The organism is Microbulbifer regidiadema (SeqCode) (assembly GCF_052466995.1).
The window spans coordinates 3,462,026-3,483,886 of sequence record NZ_CP174297.1; the positions used below are offsets into that span (position 1 = coordinate 3,462,026).

18 protein-coding genes are annotated in these 21,861 nt (G+C 50.5%); 2 read left to right on the forward strand and 16 right to left on the reverse strand.

Going from position 1 to position 21,861, the window contains the following annotated elements; genetic code table 11:
- Positions 1 to 8: 8 nt before the first annotated feature.
- Positions 9 to 1,238, reverse strand: a complete 1,230-nt coding sequence (locus tag ACJJIK_RS15140; RefSeq protein WP_444929108.1) for an NAD-dependent epimerase/dehydratase family protein — start codon at positions 1,236 to 1,238, stop codon at positions 9 to 11.
- 407 nt (positions 1,239 to 1,645) lie between these two features.
- Here ACJJIK_RS15140 and ACJJIK_RS15145 point away from each other — a divergent pair, with 407 nt between their 5' ends.
- Together ACJJIK_RS15145 and guaD are read left to right on the forward strand one after the other, a co-directional pair.
- On the forward strand, positions 1,646 to 2,992 hold the full coding sequence (locus ACJJIK_RS15145) for a methyltransferase domain-containing protein (protein WP_444943225.1): 1,347 nt from the start codon (positions 1,646 to 1,648) through the stop codon (positions 2,990 to 2,992).
- Positions 2,993 to 4,024: 1,032 nt separating this feature from the next.
- Positions 4,025 to 5,413, forward strand: a complete 1,389-nt coding sequence (gene guaD, locus ACJJIK_RS15150) for a guanine deaminase (protein ID WP_444943226.1) — start codon at positions 4,025 to 4,027, stop codon at positions 5,411 to 5,413.
- Positions 5,414 to 5,525: 112 nt separating this feature from the next.
- Here guaD and ACJJIK_RS15155 read toward each other — a convergent pair whose 3' ends face one another.
- The 15 genes from ACJJIK_RS15155 to mnmE all read right to left on the reverse strand — a co-directional run bounded on the left by ACJJIK_RS15155 (position 5,526) and on the right by mnmE (position 21,847).
- Positions 5,526 to 7,652, reverse strand: a complete 2,127-nt coding sequence (locus ACJJIK_RS15155; RefSeq protein ID WP_444943227.1) for a hypothetical protein — start codon at positions 7,650 to 7,652, stop codon at positions 5,526 to 5,528.
- Positions 7,653 to 7,800: 148 nt separating this feature from the next.
- Positions 7,801 to 8,220 carry a F0F1 ATP synthase subunit epsilon gene (locus tag ACJJIK_RS15160; RefSeq protein WP_444929112.1) on the reverse strand — a complete coding sequence of 140 codons (420 nt, stop codon included), beginning with the start codon at positions 8,218 to 8,220 and terminating at the stop codon, positions 7,801 to 7,803.
- 18 nt (positions 8,221 to 8,238) lie between these two features.
- Entirely contained in the window at positions 8,239 to 9,642 is a 1,404-nt protein-coding gene (gene atpD, locus ACJJIK_RS15165) for a F0F1 ATP synthase subunit beta (protein ID WP_444929113.1), read from the reverse strand.
- Positions 9,643 to 9,701: 59 nt separating this feature from the next.
- Complete coding sequence (gene atpG, locus ACJJIK_RS15170; protein ID WP_108735089.1) at positions 9,702 to 10,562, reverse strand: F0F1 ATP synthase subunit gamma; 861 nt, start codon at positions 10,560 to 10,562, stop codon at positions 9,702 to 9,704.
- A 77-nt stretch (positions 10,563 to 10,639) separates the two neighbouring features.
- Entirely contained in the window at positions 10,640 to 12,184 is a 1,545-nt protein-coding gene (gene atpA, locus ACJJIK_RS15175; RefSeq protein ID WP_444929114.1) for a F0F1 ATP synthase subunit alpha, read from the reverse strand.
- 48 nt (positions 12,185 to 12,232) lie between these two features.
- Complete coding sequence (locus tag ACJJIK_RS15180) at positions 12,233 to 12,769, reverse strand: F0F1 ATP synthase subunit delta (RefSeq protein ID WP_444929115.1); 537 nt, start codon at positions 12,767 to 12,769, stop codon at positions 12,233 to 12,235.
- Between the two features lie 12 nt (positions 12,770 to 12,781).
- A complete protein-coding gene (locus tag ACJJIK_RS15185) occupies positions 12,782 to 13,252 on the reverse strand; it encodes a F0F1 ATP synthase subunit B (RefSeq protein WP_444929116.1) in 471 nt (156 codons plus the stop codon).
- Between the two features lie 52 nt (positions 13,253 to 13,304).
- Positions 13,305 to 13,550 (reverse strand): F0F1 ATP synthase subunit C, encoded by a 246-nt coding sequence (atpE, locus tag ACJJIK_RS15190; protein ID WP_444929117.1) that lies wholly within the window; start codon positions 13,548 to 13,550, stop codon positions 13,305 to 13,307.
- 59 nt (positions 13,551 to 13,609) lie between these two features.
- Positions 13,610 to 14,536: a F0F1 ATP synthase subunit A gene (gene atpB / locus ACJJIK_RS15195; RefSeq protein ID WP_444929118.1), complete on the reverse strand. Its 927-nt coding sequence runs from the start codon at positions 14,534 to 14,536 to the stop codon at positions 13,610 to 13,612.
- Positions 14,537 to 14,585: 49 nt separating this feature from the next.
- A complete protein-coding gene (locus tag ACJJIK_RS15200; protein ID WP_444929119.1) occupies positions 14,586 to 14,948 on the reverse strand; it encodes an ATP synthase subunit I in 363 nt (120 codons plus the stop codon).
- A gap of 202 nt (positions 14,949 to 15,150) precedes the next feature.
- Positions 15,151 to 16,053 carry a ParB/RepB/Spo0J family partition protein gene (locus ACJJIK_RS15205; protein ID WP_444943228.1) on the reverse strand — a complete coding sequence of 301 codons (903 nt, stop codon included), beginning with the start codon at positions 16,051 to 16,053 and terminating at the stop codon, positions 15,151 to 15,153.
- 12 nt (positions 16,054 to 16,065) lie between these two features.
- Positions 16,066 to 16,875 carry a ParA family protein gene (locus tag ACJJIK_RS15210; protein WP_444943229.1) on the reverse strand — a complete coding sequence of 270 codons (810 nt, stop codon included), beginning with the start codon at positions 16,873 to 16,875 and terminating at the stop codon, positions 16,066 to 16,068.
- A 124-nt stretch (positions 16,876 to 16,999) separates the two neighbouring features.
- The gene (gene rsmG / locus ACJJIK_RS15215; RefSeq protein WP_444943230.1) at positions 17,000 to 17,629 is read right to left on the reverse strand and encodes a 16S rRNA (guanine(527)-N(7))-methyltransferase RsmG; all 630 of its coding nucleotides are present in this window, start codon (positions 17,627 to 17,629) and stop codon (positions 17,000 to 17,002) included.
- Between the two features lie 86 nt (positions 17,630 to 17,715).
- A complete protein-coding gene (mnmG, locus tag ACJJIK_RS15220; protein ID WP_444943231.1) occupies positions 17,716 to 19,605 on the reverse strand; it encodes a tRNA uridine-5-carboxymethylaminomethyl(34) synthesis enzyme MnmG in 1,890 nt (629 codons plus the stop codon).
- A gap of 865 nt (positions 19,606 to 20,470) precedes the next feature.
- Positions 20,471 to 21,847 (reverse strand): tRNA uridine-5-carboxymethylaminomethyl(34) synthesis GTPase MnmE, encoded by a 1,377-nt coding sequence (mnmE, locus tag ACJJIK_RS15225; RefSeq protein WP_444943232.1) that lies wholly within the window; start codon positions 21,845 to 21,847, stop codon positions 20,471 to 20,473.
- Positions 21,848 to 21,861 lie beyond the last annotated feature (14 nt).

The following is a 21,861-nucleotide window of genomic DNA, read 5'->3' on the forward strand; positions in this document are numbered from 1 at the left end:
ATCACCCGCTAAGAAGTCGTTTCAATAATTTCACCATTATTTGTTCGATAAGAAGCATCGGCGAATTCATGGTTTCTCGTCCAGTAAGAGACACAGGGTATTTTTGAATAGTCGGCTCTATCCCGATAGTGCATTGTTATGTCGGTTATTTCTTGCAGCAGACTATCTTTAATAAGAACTGGCTCCCAACCAAAAGATCGCAGCAGATCATTTTTTACATTTAATTCATTGCTTTCCGCTTCTTTTCTTGGGTTTGGCTGATAACTTATTTCGCAACCTGTGAGTGACTGAACTAATTCCGCCAGATCGTAGACGGTTTGTGTCTCCGCCATCTGGTTGAGAATCATCGGTCTCTCACCTGAGGAAGGTGGATGCGAAAGCGCCTGCTCAATACATTTACAAGTATCGGAGATATGGATAAAAGCTCGCGTCTGTCCGCCAGTCCCGTGTACGGTAAGGGGAAATCCTACGGCAGCCTGCATAAGGAATCGATTCAAAACCGTGCCGTAATCTCCATCGTAGTCAAAACGATTGATCAACCTCTCATCCATACTTGAGAGTTCGGTCTGTGTTCCCCATACAATCCCCTGATGCAAATCAGTTATACGAAGCTTGTCATTCTTCGCATAATACTGAAACATCTGGGCGTCCATTGTTTTGGTCATATGATAAATAGAGCCTGGGTTCGGCGGATAGACAATCGAGTCTAAAATCTGCCGATCATCAGTCGTATCTATTTTTACATCCAGATAGCCTTCGGGTATGGGGATAGGCTCTTCGTGGCCGTAGCCATAAACCCCCATTGTGCCCAGGTGTATAAGATGAATATCAAGCTGAGATTCTACAATCGCATTGAGAATGTTGTGGGTGCCACAAATATTATTAACGATTGTGTAGTTTTTCGTGGCAAAGTTTTTCATTGAATAAGGTGCCGCACGCTGCTCACCAAAATGAATCACACTGTCTGGCTTTTCATTTCTTATAAGATTTAAGAGGTCGCCAAAACTGTTAGAAACATCCATTTCAACAAAATCGATGTTTTTTCCGGTTATTTCAAACCAGGCATCAATACGTTCTTTTAATTCACAAATTGGTGTTAGTGATTCCACCTTTAATTCAGTGTCAATTTTTCTCCTAGACAAGTCATCTATAATAATAATTTCATGGCCTAAATTGCTCAAATGCAATGATGTTGGCCACCCACAAAACCCGTCCCCGCCGACTATTAATAGTTTCAAAGAGCACCTCCATAGTATTCTTATAGCTACCTAAATAACATTTAAATCCTTTTTTAAGAGTTGCATTAACAGCCATTTCAAATAGTGAAAACGTTAACTCTACAAAGTAAAATGTATAACACAGCCGAACAGTTTTTACCGGTTATGCCAGTTAACATCTGTGCCATTTTTTTTGAATAAAACTTGAAGAGATCCAAATTAGTAAATATATTTATTTTTTATACTTTCAATTTTCATATCATGAATAATTTTTCGCGCATTATTTTATTAATACTGGCGGAAGGTAGCTTTTCCAGAATAAGAAAATTTGTGTTTCTGAATTAAAATAGATGCAACTGTAGCTAATTGCGTTATACCAGTTAATATCTACGTCAAATACATCTGCTTTTTATTACTTAGGAAATTAAATGTCTACTCTAGAAATCGATCATCTGGACAATTTCGAACAAGGAAAAAAAGCTGCATTAACTGGGGACATAGACTTGGCAAGAGAGTTATTGCGCCCCATTGCTGACCTCAATCCATACCACCCGGCAACCTATTTTCTGTGCTATGCGGAATCCAAGAGTGGATCAATTCTAAATTGTGACAAATACGCCATGACATTTATTTCCAGACACCCTCACCATATAGGCATGGGAATAGTCATTGCCATGCTTAATATTGCCAAGGGGGATTTAAATCAGGCTGAGAAATATATAAAGATTGTATTGAAATGTAATCCTGAACATAAACGCGCCTTGGGAGTTATTGAGCAACTAAAAATATTGCGAATAGAAAATAATGCCAAGAAGGCGATTGACACGCTAGGGACCTCCCGATTGCATCCAGCCTTCTCAAGGTTTTCCAGATCAAGAGCGGCAAAGCAACTTAATAAGATTGAACCAGTAGAAGAATGGGACAAAGATGAACTGCAAGCCAAAATAGCATTTTTCTATAACTGCACCAATATACGTCATGCCCTCAAGAATTTTAATTCAGATCTTGTCTCCAGTGCTGTTGAGTTTGGCTACTGTGCATGGCCAAGAAAACTTCATAAATATGTAAAGGGCTGCAATGTATTGGATATAGGCTGTGGCTTTGGCGGCTATGCCATGGGGTACCTATGTGCAGGCGCCAATAGTTATACCGGTATAGATCCCACTATGAATTTAGACTCCAGGAGAGTTCGCAACAAGCGCATTAGAAAATGGGTAAATGCGCCAATGTCCGGGCGGGAAATTATGGATTTAGTCCCGAGTATTGAGCTGTATCAGGGGACAACCCGGGACCTTGTAGGGAAAAAGACCTTTGATACCGTATGCCTGCATAATGTTACTGAGCATTTACTGGAAATAGAGGAGGTATTTAAGGATATCGCCGAACTACTGAACAAAGGTGGAAAAATAGTCTATCTGCACCACAATTTTTATGGTTGGAGTGGGCACCACATGCCCCCGCACAACCCTTCCGTATTGAATGAAAATAATCCTGCACACCTTAAGTTTTACGATTGGAATCATATTGGTATTGTCGATCAGCTACCACAAGATCACTATATAAAAACAAATCTAAATTGTATTCGTCTGAATGACTTGTGTTCGCTAACTAGTAAGTACTTCAATATTGACACCTGGGAAAACCTCTCTTCTGACAAAAAAACCTTAATGCGTTTAACTCCAGAAATTGAATCCCGGGTAAGAAAATCAATTCCTGACATTACCTTAGATGAGTTAAAAACAAATGTGGTTTTTTGTGTAGCTTATGCCAAATAACAGGCAAAAAAAATTATAGCGAGGTATATTAGTGGAAAAATCGATAACTAAAAATAGATTTTAGCTGCTGAGTATACCAGCTTATGAAAACGCCTGGGTAATCGCACTACAAATGGATCCGGTTCCTGGTAAAGTTATACTGGTTCATTGCAAATGTACCGCATGATCAACGTTAGTAGGCTCTTCCGCTACACAGATCATAGTTAACGAGCTATGCAGTTAATAATCTCCAAAGGCACAGTTTGTATAAGAGGTAACTGTATTTAAACAGTTTGAGCTATAGTGCATTTGCCCTGATGATAACTCTAAGCTATGTATACTAACTGCAATTTAAGCAATAGAAGTATTCCTATCAGTATAGGCTATTCAGCAAGAGTATTCATTCGGCCAGTTCAACCGTTATATTTTCTGGCCCCAAGAGAAAGGCTAATTTTTTATTTTGATATTCCAGTATCCCGCTTCTCGTACTAATTCCATGCTCTGATAAATGCTCCAAAGTTTCATTCAAGTTATCCACTTTTAAACACAAATGATTATAACCCGGTCTCGCCAAATCAATTATTAGCGGATTAGTTTTGAGTATTGGATTTCGATAGCGAAGTAGCTGTATCTCGAACTTTGGAGAAGACTGCTTTAGTATCATGGTAAAATGATCTGCTTCTACATTATCAACTTGTAGATATCGCGACGCTTTTCCCCGCTGAGAAAACTTTTGATCAAAAGCTCAAAAAAACTGACAGCCTCCTCTAGGTTAGTAACAACAACTGTTACATGATCTGGGTATCTGAACATGGATTGAGATCCTTCCACCTACGCATAGGTATAAATTTAGCAGAGGTATATTAAATTTTATCTAAAAGAAAGATAGAATAATCAAATAATACTATTTTCAAAAAGATTCTTACTAAATTAATAAATCAATTTGTTTTTTTGTATTCCGGAGATTTTTGTAACCACTTGAAATAAATTTGTCACGTTAGTTATCAAATGCTAAATATGTAGGTTTGCTTATTATTCTAATGGAGTAAACAGGTGGTCAGATTTTTTCTCTCAAATATCAACATAAAATCAAGCATAACCAAATTATTTCTATTAATTTTCAGCTCTAGTGTCTCAGTCTATGCAGAGACTACGATCTATCAAGGCGACATACTGCATTTTACAGCCGATCCGGCGGAAACGAATCAAGCGTATGAATACACTGAAAATGGTGGGCTAATAGTTAGAGATGGAAAATTCGCTGGAATTATTTCTGCGGAAGACATTGCGAGTAAACACGCTAAAGTTATAGATTATCGTGGAAAATTAATACTGCCCGGCTTTATCGACTCTCATATTCACTATCCGCAAACCGGTATGATTGCCGCCCACGGCGAACAGTTACTGGAGTGGCTCAAAGAATACACATTTCCAACTGAAAGACGGTTTTCTAAAAAGCGCCATGCAAAAGAAGTTGCCGAGTTCTTTGTTGATCAGTTACAAAAAAATGGCACAACTTCCGCATTGGTATTTGGTACGGTTCATCCGGAATCTGTAGACGCACTATTTGAAGTCGCTCAGCGGGAGAATATGCGCCTAATCGCCGGCAAGGTCCTGATGGATCGCAATGCACCGGAATACTTACAGGACACACCAGAAAGCGCCTATAGGGACAGCAAGGCACTTATCGAGAAATGGCATAGCAAGGGCCGCCTGAGCTATGCCATCACCCCTAGATTTGCTCCGACCAGTACGCCAGATCAACTCAGGCAAGCCGCTAAACTTCTGGATGAATATCCTGATGTGTATATGCACACTCATGTTTCCGAGAATAAAGACGAAATCAACTGGGTAAAATCGCTATTCCCGGAAGCCAAAAGCTATCTGGACGTTTATAACTTGTATGGATTGAATCGCGATCATTCAGTATTCGCCCACGGTATCTATCTCGATAATCAGGAAATGAAGAGTATGGCAGCAGTTGGCAGTGCCATCGCTTTTTGTCCAACTTCTAATCTGTTTTTAGGCAGTGGTTTATTCCCTCTAAATAGAGCGGAAGAAATCAAAGTTGATGTGGGCCTGGGGACGGATGTTGGAGCTGGCACCAGCTTTTCCATGCTAGACACTATGGATGAGGCCTATAAAGTCATTCAATTGCAAAAATCTATCGGCAATAACACTGGAGTGAAAACCCTCTCTCCGTTTAAAGCATTCTATCTAGCCACTTTAGGATCAGCCAAGGCACTGGATATCGATGATAAGGTCGGCAATTTTGAAGAGGGTAAAGAAGCAGATTTTATCGTAATTGATTTAGAAGCTACAGATTTAATGAAATTTAGAATGAAATCTGTGAAAACCATTGAAGAAAAACTATTTGCCCTTCAGGTGCTTGGTGATGATCGCGCCATACACAGCACTTATATTATGGGCGATAAAAAATAGTCTATTTTTTATAGTCTTCCTATACTTGATCTAGGGAGCCCCTGAATAGCGATTCAAAGGCTCCTTTTTTATAGTCCGGTAGCGACTATAAAGCCGATACTGACTAGATATATCACTGCGATATCATTAAATATTGTTTTGTTTCTACATCAAAAACAGCAACACCTCGATTTGGCATAGAGATATACAGAATATTATTAGCTTGATCTACTGCTGGAGTAAGTAACATATCCTCCCACTCTTGTTGTACGGCATTTAAAAGTAGGGTCCTATTTCCGGTTTCTCTATCTATAGCCAAAAGTTCCATGTTAATTGGTTCATCATCGCTTTCTGTGTGATTGTAATCTTCTACAAATATTAGATTATCTTCACTGCTATAGGCTATATAGCTTAATTCGTGAATACTCTCTCCAGTACCAATTTCATTACTCGATATGATTCCATAGACTTCATTTTCCAAATCATATTCAACAACACTTCCAAGAGTATCTGAAATATAAATTTTTGTAGATGATTCATTTATTGACAGATGATTTGGATACCAAATATCCAATGTGGAGAACGATATAATAGGGGTACGATTACCAGACTGTAAATCTACAGAAGTTAAATAATTCCCAGAAACTGTCAGTATTCTATCCTTGAGGGTATCTATAGCTATACCACTAACGCCATTAAATGCATCACCAGAGCCGATATCCCCCCCAGAAGCGATCGATCTATTTCCGGTTATAGGGTCTACTTTAACTATACTTTGGGAATCTGGCTCTATTACATAGATATCTCCGTTGCGTTTATCAACTGCCAAATCGTGGAAGTATCCCTCTATCAGCCCCTCTCCTTTATTAGGGCCGGATATAATCTCCCTATTACCACTCTGTGGATCTATCGCAATTATTTGATCAATTTTTTTATATTCAAAATTAGAGTAGCGAGATTCTGCATAGTTGTCATTAAGCAGAAGAAGTCTTTCATTGTACTCATCATACACCAAGTCAGTGTTAGTCGAGAGAAGAGGACCTTCTCCTCTTATTTTTTCTGATACTAATATTCGACTTCCATCTTCCTTGCTAACCAAAAAAGTATGCCCTGTTGAGCACGAGTTAACTAAGATTGATTTTCCTGTATCAATGATTCCGTTTCTCGCGTAGTCAAAATCCAGGTTGTCACTACCTGTATCAAATACTGATGATAATAACTTTCGATTACCACTAACTAGGTCGATTTCAAGTACTTTACCGTGAAAATCGGTGGCATAAGCTAAATTAGCTTCCAAATCGATAGTTAAACCTGTCAAGCTTTGTAGAGACTCACCCGAGCCTACACTCGTTCCTGATAATTCGGTTGCCTGCCAGGTGACAGGATTTAACTCCAGTAATCCATCCTCGCTCACGACAAAAAATCGCCCATCGACAATTTCGAATCCCTGATTGAAATAACCTACAGAGCTTCCATCTTCATAATTAAAAGAAGATATTTTTTCACGCTCCCCGGTGGTGGGATCTACTTTTATTAGATAGCTCGGAAAATAATTTTGTACATAGATATCCCCAGAACTAACATCAATAGAAATTTGTGGTCTACTCCCGAATGACAGGGAATCATCCCCTGACTCGGAAATGATATTTAAGCTATTAAACTCACGATCGACAGAAATTAACTGGTCATTTTGGATGATTAAGAAATTACCCGTAGCCTGGTCAAATTCAGCTCCGACCACATCGGAGAACTCTGAGGAAATATAATCTTCCCGCATACTTTCCAGATTTAATACCCTAGTGGGGTTAAAGGTATATGCCAGATTTCTATCGCTATCGAACGCCAACGGACCGCAAAATCTGTAGCTATTAAATCCATCATAGCTATTAACACTCACTGAGGCAGCAGCTGGGGAGGTATTCCCATTAACATCTGTTACCTCAATGTTAATGCTAGTCGTAGTGCCTTCCTCAAGTGTTATCTCAGCCTGCCAGGTTGCAAAATCATCATCTGATGTTGCGTCAACGCCATTTACTGATACCTTGGCAACACCAACATTATCATTTGCACTACCACGCACAACAAGCTGCTCTTTATCACTCCACAGACCGTCGCTAGCGGGGAAGGCAATACTTGCGCTGGGGTATTCACTATCGGTTTCCTCTCCCACGCTGTTCCCTGAAGAGGAACCGCCTCCGCATCCAACCATTAAACACAGCAGGAAAGTTATTAATAAGTAGTTTTTAATAGAGGTTTTCAATATCAATGCTCTTTGACCTAGAGGAGTAGCGGCTCATATATAAACAGGGAGGCTTTAAGGAGGCACACGAAAAATAGATATAAAAAAAGCAGCCGAAGCTGCTTTTTTTATCGCCTGGAAACAGGCCTTACGAGAAGGTAAGAACTGCTTACTTACCGGCCGCCTTGCGGATTGCCTGCATGGTACGCAGACGCGCTTCGGCTTCGGCCAGCTGGGCTGAGATGCGCGCGTAGTCGACGTCAGACGGCGCCTTGTGCAGGGCGTGTTCCGCTTCTTCGCGGGCCTTCTGCGCAGCTTCTTCGTCGATCTCACGTTCGGCTACATCGGCGAGGATAGTCACCATATTAGGCTGTACCTCGGCGTAGCCACCGCTGACGAACAGTACTTCCTCTTCACCACCGGGCTTGATGATGCGCACCGGACCGGCTTTCAGAGCGGTGAGCAACTGAGCGTGACCGTAGGAGAGACCCAGCTCACCCTCGATACCACTCACAATCACCATCTCTACCAGTCCGGAGAAGAGAGACTGCTCGGCGCTGACAATGTCACAATGTACTGTCATGGCCATAGTATATGCCTCTCTCGATTAGCCCTTGGCTTTGTTGGCTTTTTCCACAGCTTCGTCGATGGTTCCCACCATGTAGAAGGCCTGTTCCGGCATGTGGTCATATTCACCGCCCAGGATGCCCTGGAAGCCACGGATGGTTTCTTTCAGGGAAACGTATTTACCTGGTGCACCGGTGAAGATTTCCGCAACGTGGAACGGCTGGGACAGGAAACGCTCGATCTTACGCGCGCGGGCTACGGTCTGCTTGTCTTCTTCAGACAGTTCGTCCATACCCAGAATCGCGATGATGTCCTTCAGCTCTTTGTAGCGCTGCAGTACAGACTGTACGCCGCGAGCCACTTCGTAGTGCTCCTGACCGATTACCTGCGGGTCCAGCTGACGAGAGGTGGAGTCCAGCGGGTCAACAGCCGGGTAGATACCTTTAGCGGCGATATCACGGCTCAGTACTACGGTGGAGTCCAAGTGCGCGAAGGTGGTCGCCGGAGACGGGTCAGTCAAGTCATCCGCCGGTACGTATACCGCCTGGATAGAGGTGATAGAACCGGTCTTGGTGGAGGTAATACGCTCCTGCAGAACGCCCATCTCTTCCGCCAGGGTCGGCTGGTAACCTACCGCAGAAGGCATACGGCCCAACAGTGCGGATACTTCGGTACCGGCCAGGGTGTAGCGGTAGATGTTGTCGACGAACAGCAGTACGTCTTTGCCTTCATCACGGAATTTCTCCGCCATGGTCAGGCCGGTCAGGGCTACACGCAGACGGTTGCCGGGCGGCTCATTCATCTGACCGTAAACCATCGCCACTTTGGAGTTGGCTTTGTTTTCCAAGTCTACAACTTTGGATTCAGCCATCTCGTAGTAGAAGTCGTTACCTTCACGGGTACGCTCACCAACACCTGCGAACACGGACAGACCGGAGTGCTCGGTTGCGATGTTGTTGATCAGTTCCATCATGTTTACGGTTTTACCTACACCGGCACCACCGAACAGACCAACCTTACCACCCTTGGCGAACGGGCAAACCAGGTCGATTACCTTAATGCCGGTTTCCAGCAGTTCGGTAGAGCTGGACTGCTCTTCGTAGGTCGGCGCAGCGCGGTGGATAGAGGAGCGCTCTTTCTCACCGATAGGGCCACACTCGTCAATCGGGTTGCCGAGTACGTCCATGATGCGACCGAGGGTTTCCAGGCCAACCGGTACGGAAACCGGAGCGCCAGTATTGCGCACGGGCAGACCGCGGCTGATACCTTCAGATGAACCCATGGCAATAGCGCGTACCACGCCGTCACCCAACTGCTGCTGCACTTCCATGGTGAGGTTCTTGTCCTCAACCACCAGTGCGTCGTATACATTCGGAACAGAATCGCGTGGGAATTCCACGTCGATGACCGCTCCGATCACTTGCACAATTTGCCCGTTACTCATTTCCGGATCCTCAGCTTTAAATTCTTTCTAGGCTGACCATTACTGGTAGGGGCAGCGGATTAAACCGCCGCCGCACCGCCGACAATTTCGGACAGTTCCTGGGTAATGGCCGCCTGGCGCGCCTTGTTGTAGACAAGCTGCAACTGATCGATCAGCTCACCGGCGTTATCGGTGGCGCTCTTCATCGCGATCATACGCGCTGCCTGTTCACAGGCTTTGTTTTCAACTACTGCCTGGTATACCTGGGACTCGATATAGCGAGCCAGCAATCCATCCAGCAATTCAACCGGATCCGGCTCGTAGAGGTAGTCCCACTCGTGCATGAGTTTTTCATCTTCGTCCTTTGGCAGCGGCAGCAGTTGCTCAACCTGCGGCTTCTGGGACATGGTGTTGATAAACTCATTGGATACCAGGAACAGGCGATCGATATCGCCTTGTGCGTAACGGTCCAGCATTACTTTTACTGAGCCAATCAGCTGGTTGGCCTGGGGCGCATCGCCCAGATCGCGCACCGCTGCGACAACCTTGCTGCCGATGGCATTAAAGAAACTGGCCGCCTTGTTACCTACCGCGCAGACTTCGACGTCGACCCCTTTCTCGGACCACGCCTGCATCTCGCGAATAGCGGCTTTGAACATATTCACGTTCAGGCCACCACAGAGTCCGCGGTCAGTGGATACCAGGATAAAACCGACCCGCTTGGCCTCGCGCTCTTGCAGGTAAATATGCTGGTACTCGGCCGAAGCGTTGGCGACGTGGCCGATCACTGCGCGTATGCGCTGGGCGTAGGGACGCCCCAGTGCCATGCGATCCTGAGCCCTGCGCATCTTACTGGCTGCAACCATTTCCATTGCGGCAGTAATTTTCTGCGTGCTCTTGATGCTGGCAATTTTTGTGCGTACTTCTTTTCCGCCTGCCATAGTGATTTACCTTGTTCGCTGGAAGTTAGATTCCGAAAGAGCGGACACGCCGCTCTCTCGCGCTCTCCAGGGAGTTCTTACCAGCTGCTAGTAGCGACGAACTTCTCGATAGCGGCTTTGAAAGCTGCGTCGATTTCGTCGTTGTAGTTACCAGTCGCGTTCACTTTCTCCATCAGCTCTGCGTGTTCGCTGTTCATATAAGCGAGCAGGGCGGCTTCGAAATCGAGAACCTTGGCAACTTCTACTTCTTTCAGGTAACCCTTGTCGGCGGCGTAAACGGAAACAGCCATGTCCGCGATAGACAGCGGAGAGTACTGCTTCTGCTTCATCAGCTCGGTTACGCGCTCACCGTGGTCCAGCTGGGCCTTGGTAGCTTCGTCCAGGTCAGAGGCAAACTGGGAGAATGCCGCCAGCTCGCGGTACTGAGCCAGTGCGGTACGAATACCACCGGACAGCTTCTTGATCACCTTGGTCTGCGCTGCACCACCTACACGGGATACGGAGATACCCGGGTTGATCGCAGGGCGGATACCGGAGTTGAACAGATCGGTCTCGAGGAAGATCTGGCCATCGGTAATGGAAATCACGTTGGTCGGTACGAACGCGGATACGTCACCGGCCTGGGTTTCGATGATCGGCAGGGCGGTCAGAGAGCCGGTCTTGCCTTTCACTTCACCGTTGGTGAACTTCTCTACGTAGTCGGCGTTTACACGCGCGGCGCGCTCCAGCAGACGGGAGTGCAAGTAGAAAACGTCACCGGGGTAGGCTTCACGTCCAGGCGGACGCTTCAGCAGCAGGGAGATCTGACGGTAGGCCCAAGCCTGCTTGGTCAGGTCATCGTATACGATCAGGGCGTCTTCACCGCGGTCGCGGAAGTACTCACCCATGGTACAGCCGACGTAGGGAGCCAGGAACTGCATCGCTGCCGGATCGGCGGCGCCAGCGGCGACTACGATGGTGTGCTCCATAGCGCCGTGCTCTTCGAGCTTGCGCACTACGTTGGCAATAGAGGACTGCTTCTGGCCCACGGCAACGTAGACACACTTAACGCCGGTGCCTTTCTGGTTGATGATGGCGTCGATCGCCACAGCAGTCTTACCGATCTGACGGTCGCCGATGATCAGCTCACGCTGGCCACGGCCGATCGGGATCATGGTATCAACCGCTTTCAAACCAGTTTGTACAGGCTGGTCAACGGACTGACGGGCGATAACGCCGGGCGCTACCTTTTCTACCGCGTCGGTCAGTTTGTTGTTCAGCGGGCCCTTGCCGTCGATCGGATTACCCAGCGCGTCTACAACGCGGCCGAGCAGTTCCGGACCAACCGGGGTTTCCAGGATACGGCCGGTGCAACGACATTTCTGGCCTTCTGCCAGAGTCTTGTAGTCGCCCAGGATTACAGCACCAACGGAGTCGCGCTCCAGGTTCAGCGCCATACCGTAAACGCCGCCTTCGAACTCGATCATCTCGCCGTACATCACATCGGCCAGGCCGTGAATGCGGATGATACCGTCGGATACGGAAACAATGGTGCCCTCATTTTGGGCTTCAGTGCTCACATCGAGATTTTCGATGCGGCTCTTGATGATTTCACTGATCTCAGAGGGATTCAGTTGCTGCATGCTCTGTTCCTCAAGTCCCCGCCGACTAACGCCGATGGGGAGAGTAATTTAGGAGTTCATCGCCTCGGCGAGCTTGGCCAGACGGCCGCGTACGGTACCGTCGATGACTGTATCACCGGCGCGGATGATCGCGCCGCCCAGCAGGCTCTCGTCCACCGAGCTGTGCAGATGTATTTCGCGTTCAAACTTCGCGCTGAGCTTCTCACCCAGCGCTTGCGCCTGTGCATCGCTCAAGGCGTGCGCGGAAACAACTTCCACCTCGAGGGTGGCTTCCGCTTGCGCTTTCAGCTCTTCGAACAATTCGGAAATTTCCGGCAGCAGCTGCAGGCGGTTGTTTTCCGCCAGCAACCGGATGAAGTTCCTTCCGTGCTCGCCGAGCTCGTCTGAACAGATCGACAGGAATTTATCTGCGCGCTCTTCACTGGTGAGCTGGGGGTTATCCAGCAGCTCACGCACTTTTTCGTTCTGGCTGACCGCTGCCGCAGTATCCAGCGCAGTGCTCCAACCACTTAAGTGGTTGGCATCCTGCGCATAGGAGAATGCGGCTTTAGCGTAGGGCCGGGCCAGTGTGCTGAGTTCCGCCATGGGGTTCCTCGCTTACAGCTCGGCTGCCAGTTTATCGATCAGGTCGTCGTGCGCCTTAGCGTCGATATTGACCGCGAGAATCTTCTCCGCACCCAGGACAGACAGGTCTGCCACACGGCTGCGCAGTTGCTCTTTAGCGCGATTCACTTCCTGGTCGATCTCAGCTTTGGCCGCAGCTTTCAGGCGATCGCCTTCAGACTGTGCCGCTTGCTTGGCTTCGTCGAGAATCTGATTGGCGCGCTTGTTGGCACCATCGATAATCTCGCTCGCCTGATCTTTGGCTTCTTTCAACTGCTCGGCAGCTTTACGCTTGGCCAGTTCCAGATCTTTCTGCGCGTGTTCGGCGTCAGCGAGACCATCTGCGATCTTCTGCTCACGCTCTTTCATCACGCCCAAAAGCGGCGGCCAAACAAACTTCCAGCAAAACCAGACGAAAAACAGGAAAGTAATCGACTGGCCGATTAGAGTCAGGTTGATATTCACACCGACACCTCTTGCTCTTTAAATAGGGTTAAGGGCAATTGGAACGACGTAATTAAGCCATACCAGGAGCTACGGCGAAGATCAGGTACATAGCGATACCAACACCGATCATCGGAACCGCGTCAAGCAGACCAGCCATCAGGAACATTTTGCCCTGCAGAGCCGGAGCCTGTTCAGGCTGACGAGCGGAACCTTCCAGCAGCTTGCCACCCAGAGTACCGAAACCGATAGCGGTGCCCAGGGCGCCCAGACCGATCAGCAGTGCACTTGCGATGTAAACCAGACCTAATGCTTCCATTGTGTTCTCCAAATCAAAGTTAAAGAGTTGTTGTAAAGGTTGAAAAAAGGGTTAAAAACTTATTGATCGTGCTCGTGTTCATCGTCGCGATGGTGCGCCATCGCCATGTACACAGTGCTCAATACCATAAATACGAACGCCTGCAGCACGATAACCAGTACGTGGAAGATCGCCCAGCCCATGTGCAGGAGGCCCGCACCGATAAAGCCGAGAACGCCAACGCCAAAGACAATCGCGATCAGGATAAAGATCATTTCACCGGCGTAGAGGTTTCCGAACAGACGCAGGCCCAGGGAGATCGGCTTGGCGATCAGGGATACCGCTTCCAGCAGGAAGTTGACCGGGATCAGCAGGATGTCAAAGTACAGTTTGCCGGTATGGAAAGGGTGCAAAGTCAGCTCTTTAAGGAAGCCGATGGCACCTTTTTCGCGAATACTGAAGAAAATCATCAGCGCGAACACCGCCAACGCCATACCCAGGGTCGCGTTGGGGTCGGTGGTCGGAACCACTTTAAAGAAGAGGTGATCGTTGCCGGAGATCTTCGCGGCCGCCATCGGCAACCAGTCCACCGGTACCAGATCCATCAGGTTCATCAGGAATACCCACACAAAGATGGTCAGGGCCATCGGGGCAACCATGGTGTTGCGGTGGGGGAAGGTTTCCTTAACCAACTTGTCGATAAAGTCGACAACCAGCTCCACAAAGCTCTGAAAGCCTGTGGGTTTACCGACACTGGCCTTTTTGGCTGCGCGGGCAAACAGAAAACAGAAAATCAGACCGAGGCCGATAGACCAGCCCAGGGTATCTACGTGCAGGGCCCAAAAGCCCATGTCCGCAGCTTCCTGAGAGGAATGCGCCATAGTCCAAGTAGACTCATTCAGCACAGAGCCATCGGCGCGGGTATACCCGGCCGGCAGCTTGCCGTAAGTCATGTTTTGCAGGTGGTGTTGGATATACCCCGTCGCGGTTTGAGCTTCGCCTGCCATAGTTCCTCAACAATCGTAAAAGTAAGAATTCTTTTTTCTTATCCACCGGCTAGCGGACCATACGCGCTACCAAAATCCACTGCACGATTACACAGAGGACGTAGCTGATAAAAAGCGCTGCGGCATTCAGTGGTTTGACGGTGGCAAACACCGTCGCAAAACCTGCCATGGTCAATATAAATTTGCCGGTTTCCGCGCGGTAGAAGTTGCCTACCACGCGATGGGCCGCGCGCGCACCGCCGTTGCGAAAGGCGCGCCTGCCAAAATATGCTCCGGGCAGCGCACACAGGGCGCCGCCGATCAGTACGGAGAGCGCCGTCACCGGTTTGCCATTCAAGTGCAGTACCGCACTGGCCACCGATACCAGCAGAAGCTGTACCGCGGCGATTCGTAATACCGGGGGTTTTGTCATAGACGGGATAAGCCGACTTTTTTTGCGCTGTCCGCCCAAAATTTGGGCGTGCGAATTATGCGGCAACAGCATCGCCGATTCAACCGGCAAATGTCGTCAACATATTTGATTTTCAGGAGATTTTGCACGGAATTACTCCGCGCAGTGAGTCTTCGCCAGCAGTTATTGCGCGCGCCACCAGGACGCGCATTTCTCTGCGGGCTCAGTCCTCGGCGTAACCGAGGTGGGCGAGAATTCCATCCAGCTCTTCCAGGGTGGTGTATTTGAGCACCAGGCGGCCGCTGCCTTTTTCGTTGTGATCGATAGACACGGGCACACCGACTTTCTCTGCCAGGCGCTCAGTTAGGCGGCGAATATTGGGGTCGGGCTTGGGTTTTTCCGGGGCGGGAGCCGCCGGTTGTTGCAGGCGACGCACCAGCGCCTCAGTCTGGCGTACGGTGAGACTGCGCTCGACCACCTGGCGCGCGGCAGAGCGCTGGGTGGCACCGGAGAGCCCCAGCAGGGCCTTGGCGTGTCCCAACTCCAGATCCCCGCGCTCGAGAAAGGTGCGCACCTCTTCGCTGAGATTCAAAAGGCGCAGCAGGTTCGTCACAGCGGTGCGGGATTTGCCCACCGCGTCGGCCACTTCCTGCTGGGTCAGCTTGAATTCATCCTGTAAACGCTTGAGGGCTACAGCTTCCTCTACCGGATTCAGGTCTTCGCGCTGAATATTTTCGATCAGCGCCATGGCGATGGCGGCTTCATCGGAGACGCTGCGCACCAGTGTCGGCACTTTATCCAGTCCCGCCAGCTGGGCTGCGCGCCAGCGCCGTTCACCGGCGATAATTTCATAGCTCTGTTCGCCAACAGGGCGCACCACGATCGGTTGCATAATGCCCTGGGCGCGAATTGAGTCCGCCAGCTCCTGTAGGGATTCCTGTGGAAAATCCCGGCGCGGCTGGTAGCGGCCGCGCTGTAAAAACTCGATCGGCAACTCTTTCAGCTCGCCGTCGACTGTGCGGGTTTCGGTTTCGGCCTCAGCGGTGACCTCGGCGATCGCGGTGCTGGCATTATTGCTGATCAGGTGGGATAGCCCCCGGCCCAGTCCTTTGCGTTTTGTGGCCATCGTAATTCCCCCTTATACGGCTTCCGCCAGAGGGCGGTTTTTCTTGTTGGAAGATTGGCTGGCGGGATGGCGGCGATTGATTTCACAAGCCAGGGCCAGGTAAGCAATTGCCCCTTTCGAGTGGCGGTCGTAGTCCAGTGCCGGCTTGCCGAAACTGGGGGCCTCCGCCAGGCGCACATTGCGTGGAATACAAGTGCGGTACAGGCGCTCGCCAAAATACTCCTGCAACTGCGCCGACACTTCGCTGGTGAGGCTGTTGCGCGGATCGTACATGGTGCGCAGTATGCCTTCGATTTTCAGGTCCGGATTGGCGGCCTGCTGGATCTGGGTAATGGTGTCCACCAGAGCCGACAGCCCCTCCAGGGCGTAGTACTCGCACTGCATGGGAATCAACACGCCATTCGCCGCGCAGAGGGCGTTTACCGTCAGCATATTCAGCGACGGCGGGCAGTCGATAATCACGTAGTCGTAGCGATTGCTCACCGCCGCCAGGGCGCGGCGCAGGCGGGATTCGCGCCCGTCCAGGTTCAGCAATTCCACCTCGGCCGCAGACAGGTCACCGTTGCCGGGGATCAAATCAAAACCGCTGTCTGTGGATACAATGGCCTGCTCCACCGGCAGTTCAGCGGCGAGCACATCGTAACCGGATACCTGCAAGTCGTTTTTATCCACACCGCTGCCCATGGTGGCATTGCCCTGGGGGTCCAAGTCGATCAGCAATACGCGCCGCTTGTTGGCAACCAAAGATGCGGCCAGGTTGACGCAGGTAGTGGTCTTACCCACCCCGCCTTTCTGGTTGGCCACAGCAAATATCTTGCTCAAGGTTCTTGTCCTTTGTTGTTTCCGGGTGCGTTTGCCCCGACGCCGGCTCGGCTTCGGGCGGCGGCTGTTGTGCCCCTGGATATGGGGCTGAATTGTGCGGGCGGCAAGCCCGCACAACTGTCACTTATGCTGTGCGACAGAGCTGAATCATATGGCGTTCACCGTCGCAGCCGGGCACCGACAAACGGTGCACCTGCTCGACCTTAATGCCTTTTGGCAGAGCGCTCAACTCATCCTCTGGCAACTTGCCCTTCATGGCATAAAAACGACCGCCGGGTGCCAACATATGCTCACTGCCATTGACCATATCCTCGATAGAGGCAAAAGCGCGGGACACTACGCCGGCAAAAGGCTGCTCCGGCACAAAGGCTTCCACCCGCTCATTGATGACAGTGATATTGGGCAGGGGCAGGCTACTGGCCACCTGGAACAGGAAGCGGGTCTTCTTGCCATTGCTGTCGAGCAGGGTGATGGCGCGCTCCGGGTGCACAATCGCCAGGGGAATCCCCGGCAGGCCGCCACCGCTGCCCACATCGATTAACGACCCCTCGCCACAGAGATTTACCACACTGAGGCTGTCGATAATATGGCGCTCCAGCATCTGCTCTGGGTCGCGGATGGCGGACAGGTTGTAAGCACTGTTCCAGCGGGCGAAAAGCGCCAGGTATTCCAATAACTGATCCTGCTGGCGTTCGCTGAGTGCCACCGACATCTGTGCCGCCGCCTCTAACAGGCGCGGACGAAACTGTTCCATTGAGTGAGAAATGGGTCTATCCCCCGGTAGTCCCGCGAAATTCACATCCCCGCAGGGCCTCGCGGGATACCCTGTGGAAAACCGATTTATACCGCTTTTTTGCGCTTGAGCAGCCCGCGCTTTTTCAACTGGATCAACAGCAGGGATATGGACGCGGGCGTGACCCCCGGTATCCGCGAGGCCCGCGCCAGGGTATCCGGGCGAGTCTCTCCCAGTTTTTGCTTAACCTCATTGGACAGACCAGAAATATCGCTGTAGTCGAAGTCCGCCGGGATCGGGGTATCTTCGTAGGCCTGCAAGCGCTCGATTTCCTCGCGCTGGCGATCGATATAGCCGGCGTACTTGGCCGAAATTTCAACCTGTTCGGCAACCTGCTCGTCGGTTACCGCTTCCCCTTTGAGGCCCGCCACATCCTGATAGCCCAGTTCCGGGCGGCGCAGCAGGTCCATCAGGCTGTACTCCCGCGCCAACGGCTGCGGCAATTTGCTTTCTACACAGGCGGCCTGGGGCGTCTTTGGGTGCACCCAGGTATCTTGCAGTCGCTGGGTTTCCCGGGCGATCGCCTCGCGCTTTTCACTGAACGCGGCCCAGCGGGTATCGTCGACCAGGCCCAATTCGCGACCTTTTTCGGTCAGGCGCAGGTCAGCATTGTCCTCACGGAGCAGCAGGCGATATTCCGCGCGGCTGGTAAACATGCGGTAGGGCTCTTTGGTGCCACTGGTGATCAAATCATCCACAAGCACACCCAGGTAGGCCTCATCCCGACGTGGGGACCAGGCTTCGCGCTCCTGGGCCTGTAGGGCGGCATTGGCGCCGGCCAGGAGCCCCTGGGCGGCCGCTTCCTCGTAGCCGGTGGTGCCATTGATCTGGCCGGCAAAGTAGAGCCCCTGGATAAATTTGGTTTGCAGAGAGGGCAGGAGATCGCGCGGGTCGAAGAAATCGTACTCAATCGCATAGCCCGGGCGGGTGATATGCGCCTTTTCAAAGCCCTTGATGGAGTGCACCAGCTCAATCTGTACGTCGAAGGGCAGACTGGTGGAAATACCATTGGGGTACAGTTCGTTGGTGGTCAGCCCTTCCGGCTCGATAAACACCTGGTGGCTGTCTTTGTCCGCAAAGCGGTGCACCTTGTCCTCGATGGAAGGACAGTAGCGCGGGCCAATCCCCTCAATCACGCCGGAGTACATGGGCGAGCGGTCGAGCCCGCCCTGGATAATTTCGTGGGTGCGGGCATTGGTGTGGGTAATCCAGCAGCAGACCTGGCGCGGGTGCTGATCGCGGCTGCCCAGATAGGACATCACCGGTGTGGGGCTATCTCCCCACTGCTCCTCCAGCTCGCTGAAATCTACTGAGCGGGCATCAATACGGGGAGGGGTGCCGGTTTTCAGACGATCGACGCGGAAAGGCAGTTCGCGCAGACGATCCGCCAGGGCAATCGAGGGCGGATCTCCCGCGCGGCCGCCGGCATGGTTATCCAGGCCAATATGGATGCGGCCACCGAGGAAAGTCCCGGCGGTCAGCACTACGGTCTTGGCGCGAAAGCGCACTCCGGCATTGGTGACAACGCCGACAACCCGTTCGCCTTCAACAATCAGATCATCTGCCGCTTGCTGGAAGATCTGCAGGTTTTCCTGCCCCTCCAGAATGGAGCGGATCGCAGCGCGATACAGGGCTCTATCGGCCTGGGCGCGAGTTGCCCTAACAGCCGGGCCTTTGCGGGCATTGAGAACGCGAAACTGGATGCCGCCCAAATCAGTGGCGGTGGCCATGGCACCACCGAGGGCATCGACTTCCTTCACCAGGTGACTCTTACCGATGCCACCGATAGCCGGATTACAGGACATTTGTCCGAGCGTCTCGATATTGTGAGTCAGCAGTAGTGTGGAAGCCCCCATACGCGCGGCTGCCAATGAGGCTTCGGTACCTGCGTGGCCTCCGCCGATCACGATTACATCATAGGTTTTAGGGAATTCCATAATGGCTGCTACTGGTTACAACTGAGGGCGCACATTTTATAGGCAGTGGGTAGCTGTCAGCAATTAGCAGTCTGCATATTCCTGAACACTCGCCTGTAGTAAGGATTTGAACTGACCAGTTTTATCTTTATCAGGTTAATGACTTGCTAAGTGACCTTTTGGATGAAAGCAATTTTGTGATCAGTCTTAAGTTTATATAGATAAATTAAATTATGTCTTATAGAGAGTATTTACTTTAGTTATTTCTATTAGGGCGCCCCGAATCCTGTATAAAAACAAAAAACCTTTGTAAATCAATAAGTTACAGCAATGAAAAAGGGGGCAATAACCCCTTGGCCCGAGGGGGAGCAACCCTGGTAGAGCGCTGTGGACAGCCGGGACAACTTTGCGCGCCTAGCTGTGGCGGCAAAGTTATCATCATAGCATTCGTTGTTTACACAGGTGCTTATCCCCTCTTTTACCCACACCTGGCAATTTCAAGTCCTCGTTTGTGTGCAGTTGGTAATAACAGCTGGGGGCTAGCTGTGAGTAAACGTGGATATTGTATAAGTCTGTGAATTTCTCCACTCAATTTATGTGGGTTATCGGTGATAGAAGCCTGTGAAAAGATATCCACGGGAAATCCCCGTGGACATGTATAACTTTAGGGGAGGGAAATTTTATGGCGCTGGGTTTTCCAGCAAGTTTTTAGCGGTTTTTTTTTAATAAGTAGGGGAAAGGATGGGGACTAAATTTTCAAACACTGAAAATCGGGGTTAAGCCTGTGCACAAGGCGTGGGAAATATGTTGGGAAGGGGGGAATGGAGAGATGAGGGAGGATAAAGTGGCCTCCCCCTTGGGATAACTTTAGTGAGTGGGCGGGGATTTATTTGCCGATACAAAAGCTGCCGAAGATTTTGCCGAGTAACTCATCGGCGCTAACGGTACCGGTAATTTCTCCCAGGGCCTGTTGGGCCTGGCGCAAGTCTTCGGCGAGTAACTCACCTGCGCCACTGGCGTGAAGTTGTTGCTGACCCTGCTGTATAAAGGCTTGCGCGCGGCCGAGTGCATCCAGGTGTCGGCGCCTGGCACTGAATGTTCCCTCGCCGGCACCACTGAAGCCCATACTCTGTTTTAAATGCTCTTTTAAAGCATCGAGTCCGGCGCCAGTTTTTGCACTGATGGCAATGACCGGTACGCCTTCGGTATGTGCCTGAAGTCCGGCGCTGTAGTCGGTGAGGTCGATTTTATTCAGAACCAGGGTTAGCTTGTTGAGATCTCTCAGCTGACGGGTAAATTCTGGCCAAACTTGTGTGGGGTCCAGGGAGTGGAGCTGTTCCGCATCCATAACCAGCAATACGCGGTCAGCGCTGTGGATTTCTTCCCAGGCACGCTCAATACCGATTTGCTCGACTTTATCCGGGGCGTCTCTCAACCCGGCGGTATCGGCAAATTGAAGTGGCATGCCGTCGATATGAATATGTTCGCGCAAAATATCCCGAGTGGTACCGGCAATATCGGTGACAATGGCGGCATCGTGACCAGCCAGTGTGTTTAGCAGGCTGGACTTGCCCGCATTGGGGCGGCCAGCGATTGCCACCCGCATTCCCTCGCGCATTATGGCGCCCTGGCGTGCCTGTGCTTCCACACCGACCATCTGTGCCAGTAGGGTCTCTATATCGGCCGCCACTTTACCGTCCGCCAAAAAGTCGATCTCTTCCTCGGGGAAGTCGATAGCCGCTTCTACATAGATGCGCAGGTGGGTGAGGCTCTCCACCAGGTCTTCGATTTTCTCGGAAAAAGCGCCCTGAAGTGAACGCATGGCATTGCGCGCTGCCTGGGCACTGCCGGCGTCGATCAAATCGGCGATTGCTTCGGCCTGGGTCAAATCCATTTTATCGTTGAGGAAAGCCCGCTCGGAAAATTCACCGGGCCGGGCTTGGCGAGCGCCCAATTCGATCGTGGCTTGCAGTAATTGATCGAGGATCACCGGGCCGCCGTGCCCCTGAAGCTCCACCACATCCTCTCCGGTAAAGGAGTTGGGACCGGGAAAATAGAGTGCGAGTCCCTGGTCGATCAACTGTTCTCGGTGGGTAAAATTTCGGTAGTGGGCAGAGCGGGGCTGCAGAGGTTTGTCCCCACAGATTTGTTGGGCAATTTGCGGGGCGCTTGTGCCCGATAGGCGGATAACGCCGATACCGCCGCGTCCGGGCGCGGTGGCAACAGCGGCAATAGTGTCGCGATTGAGGCTTTGTTGTGTCATCGGCTGAGTTTACT

Bases quoted from the DNA above. Each gene is read 5' to 3' on its own strand.
- ACJJIK_RS15145 (WP_444943225.1), top strand. From the start codon at position 1,646: ATGTCTACTCTAGAAATCGATCATCTGGACAATTTCGAACAAGGAAAA.
- ACJJIK_RS15160 (WP_444929112.1), bottom strand. From the start codon at position 8,220: ATGGCCATGACAGTACATTGTGACATTGTCAGCGCCGAGCAGTCTCTC.
- atpD (WP_444929113.1), bottom strand. From the start codon at position 9,642: ATGAGTAACGGGCAAATTGTGCAAGTGATCGGAGCGGTCATCGACGTG.
- atpG (WP_108735089.1), bottom strand. From the start codon at position 10,562: ATGGCAGGCGGAAAAGAAGTACGCACAAAAATTGCCAGCATCAAGAGC.
- atpA (WP_444929114.1), bottom strand. From the start codon at position 12,184: ATGCAGCAACTGAATCCCTCTGAGATCAGTGAAATCATCAAGAGCCGC.
- ACJJIK_RS15180 (WP_444929115.1), bottom strand. From the start codon at position 12,769: ATGGCGGAACTCAGCACACTGGCCCGGCCCTACGCTAAAGCCGCATTC.
- atpE (WP_444929117.1), bottom strand. From the start codon at position 13,550: ATGGAAGCATTAGGTCTGGTTTACATCGCAAGTGCACTGCTGATCGGT.
- atpB (WP_444929118.1), bottom strand. From the start codon at position 14,536: ATGGCAGGCGAAGCTCAAACCGCGACGGGGTATATCCAACACCACCTG.
- ACJJIK_RS15200 (WP_444929119.1), bottom strand. From the start codon at position 14,948: ATGACAAAACCCCCGGTATTACGAATCGCCGCGGTACAGCTTCTGCTG.
- ACJJIK_RS15205 (WP_444943228.1), bottom strand. From the start codon at position 16,053: ATGGCCACAAAACGCAAAGGACTGGGCCGGGGGCTATCCCACCTGATC.
- rsmG (WP_444943230.1), bottom strand. From the start codon at position 17,629: ATGGAACAGTTTCGTCCGCGCCTGTTAGAGGCGGCGGCACAGATGTCG.
- mnmG (WP_444943231.1), bottom strand. From the start codon at position 19,605: ATGGAATTCCCTAAAACCTATGATGTAATCGTGATCGGCGGAGGCCAC.
- mnmE (WP_444943232.1), bottom strand. From the start codon at position 21,847: ATGACACAACAAAGCCTCAATCGCGACACTATTGCCGCTGTTGCCACC.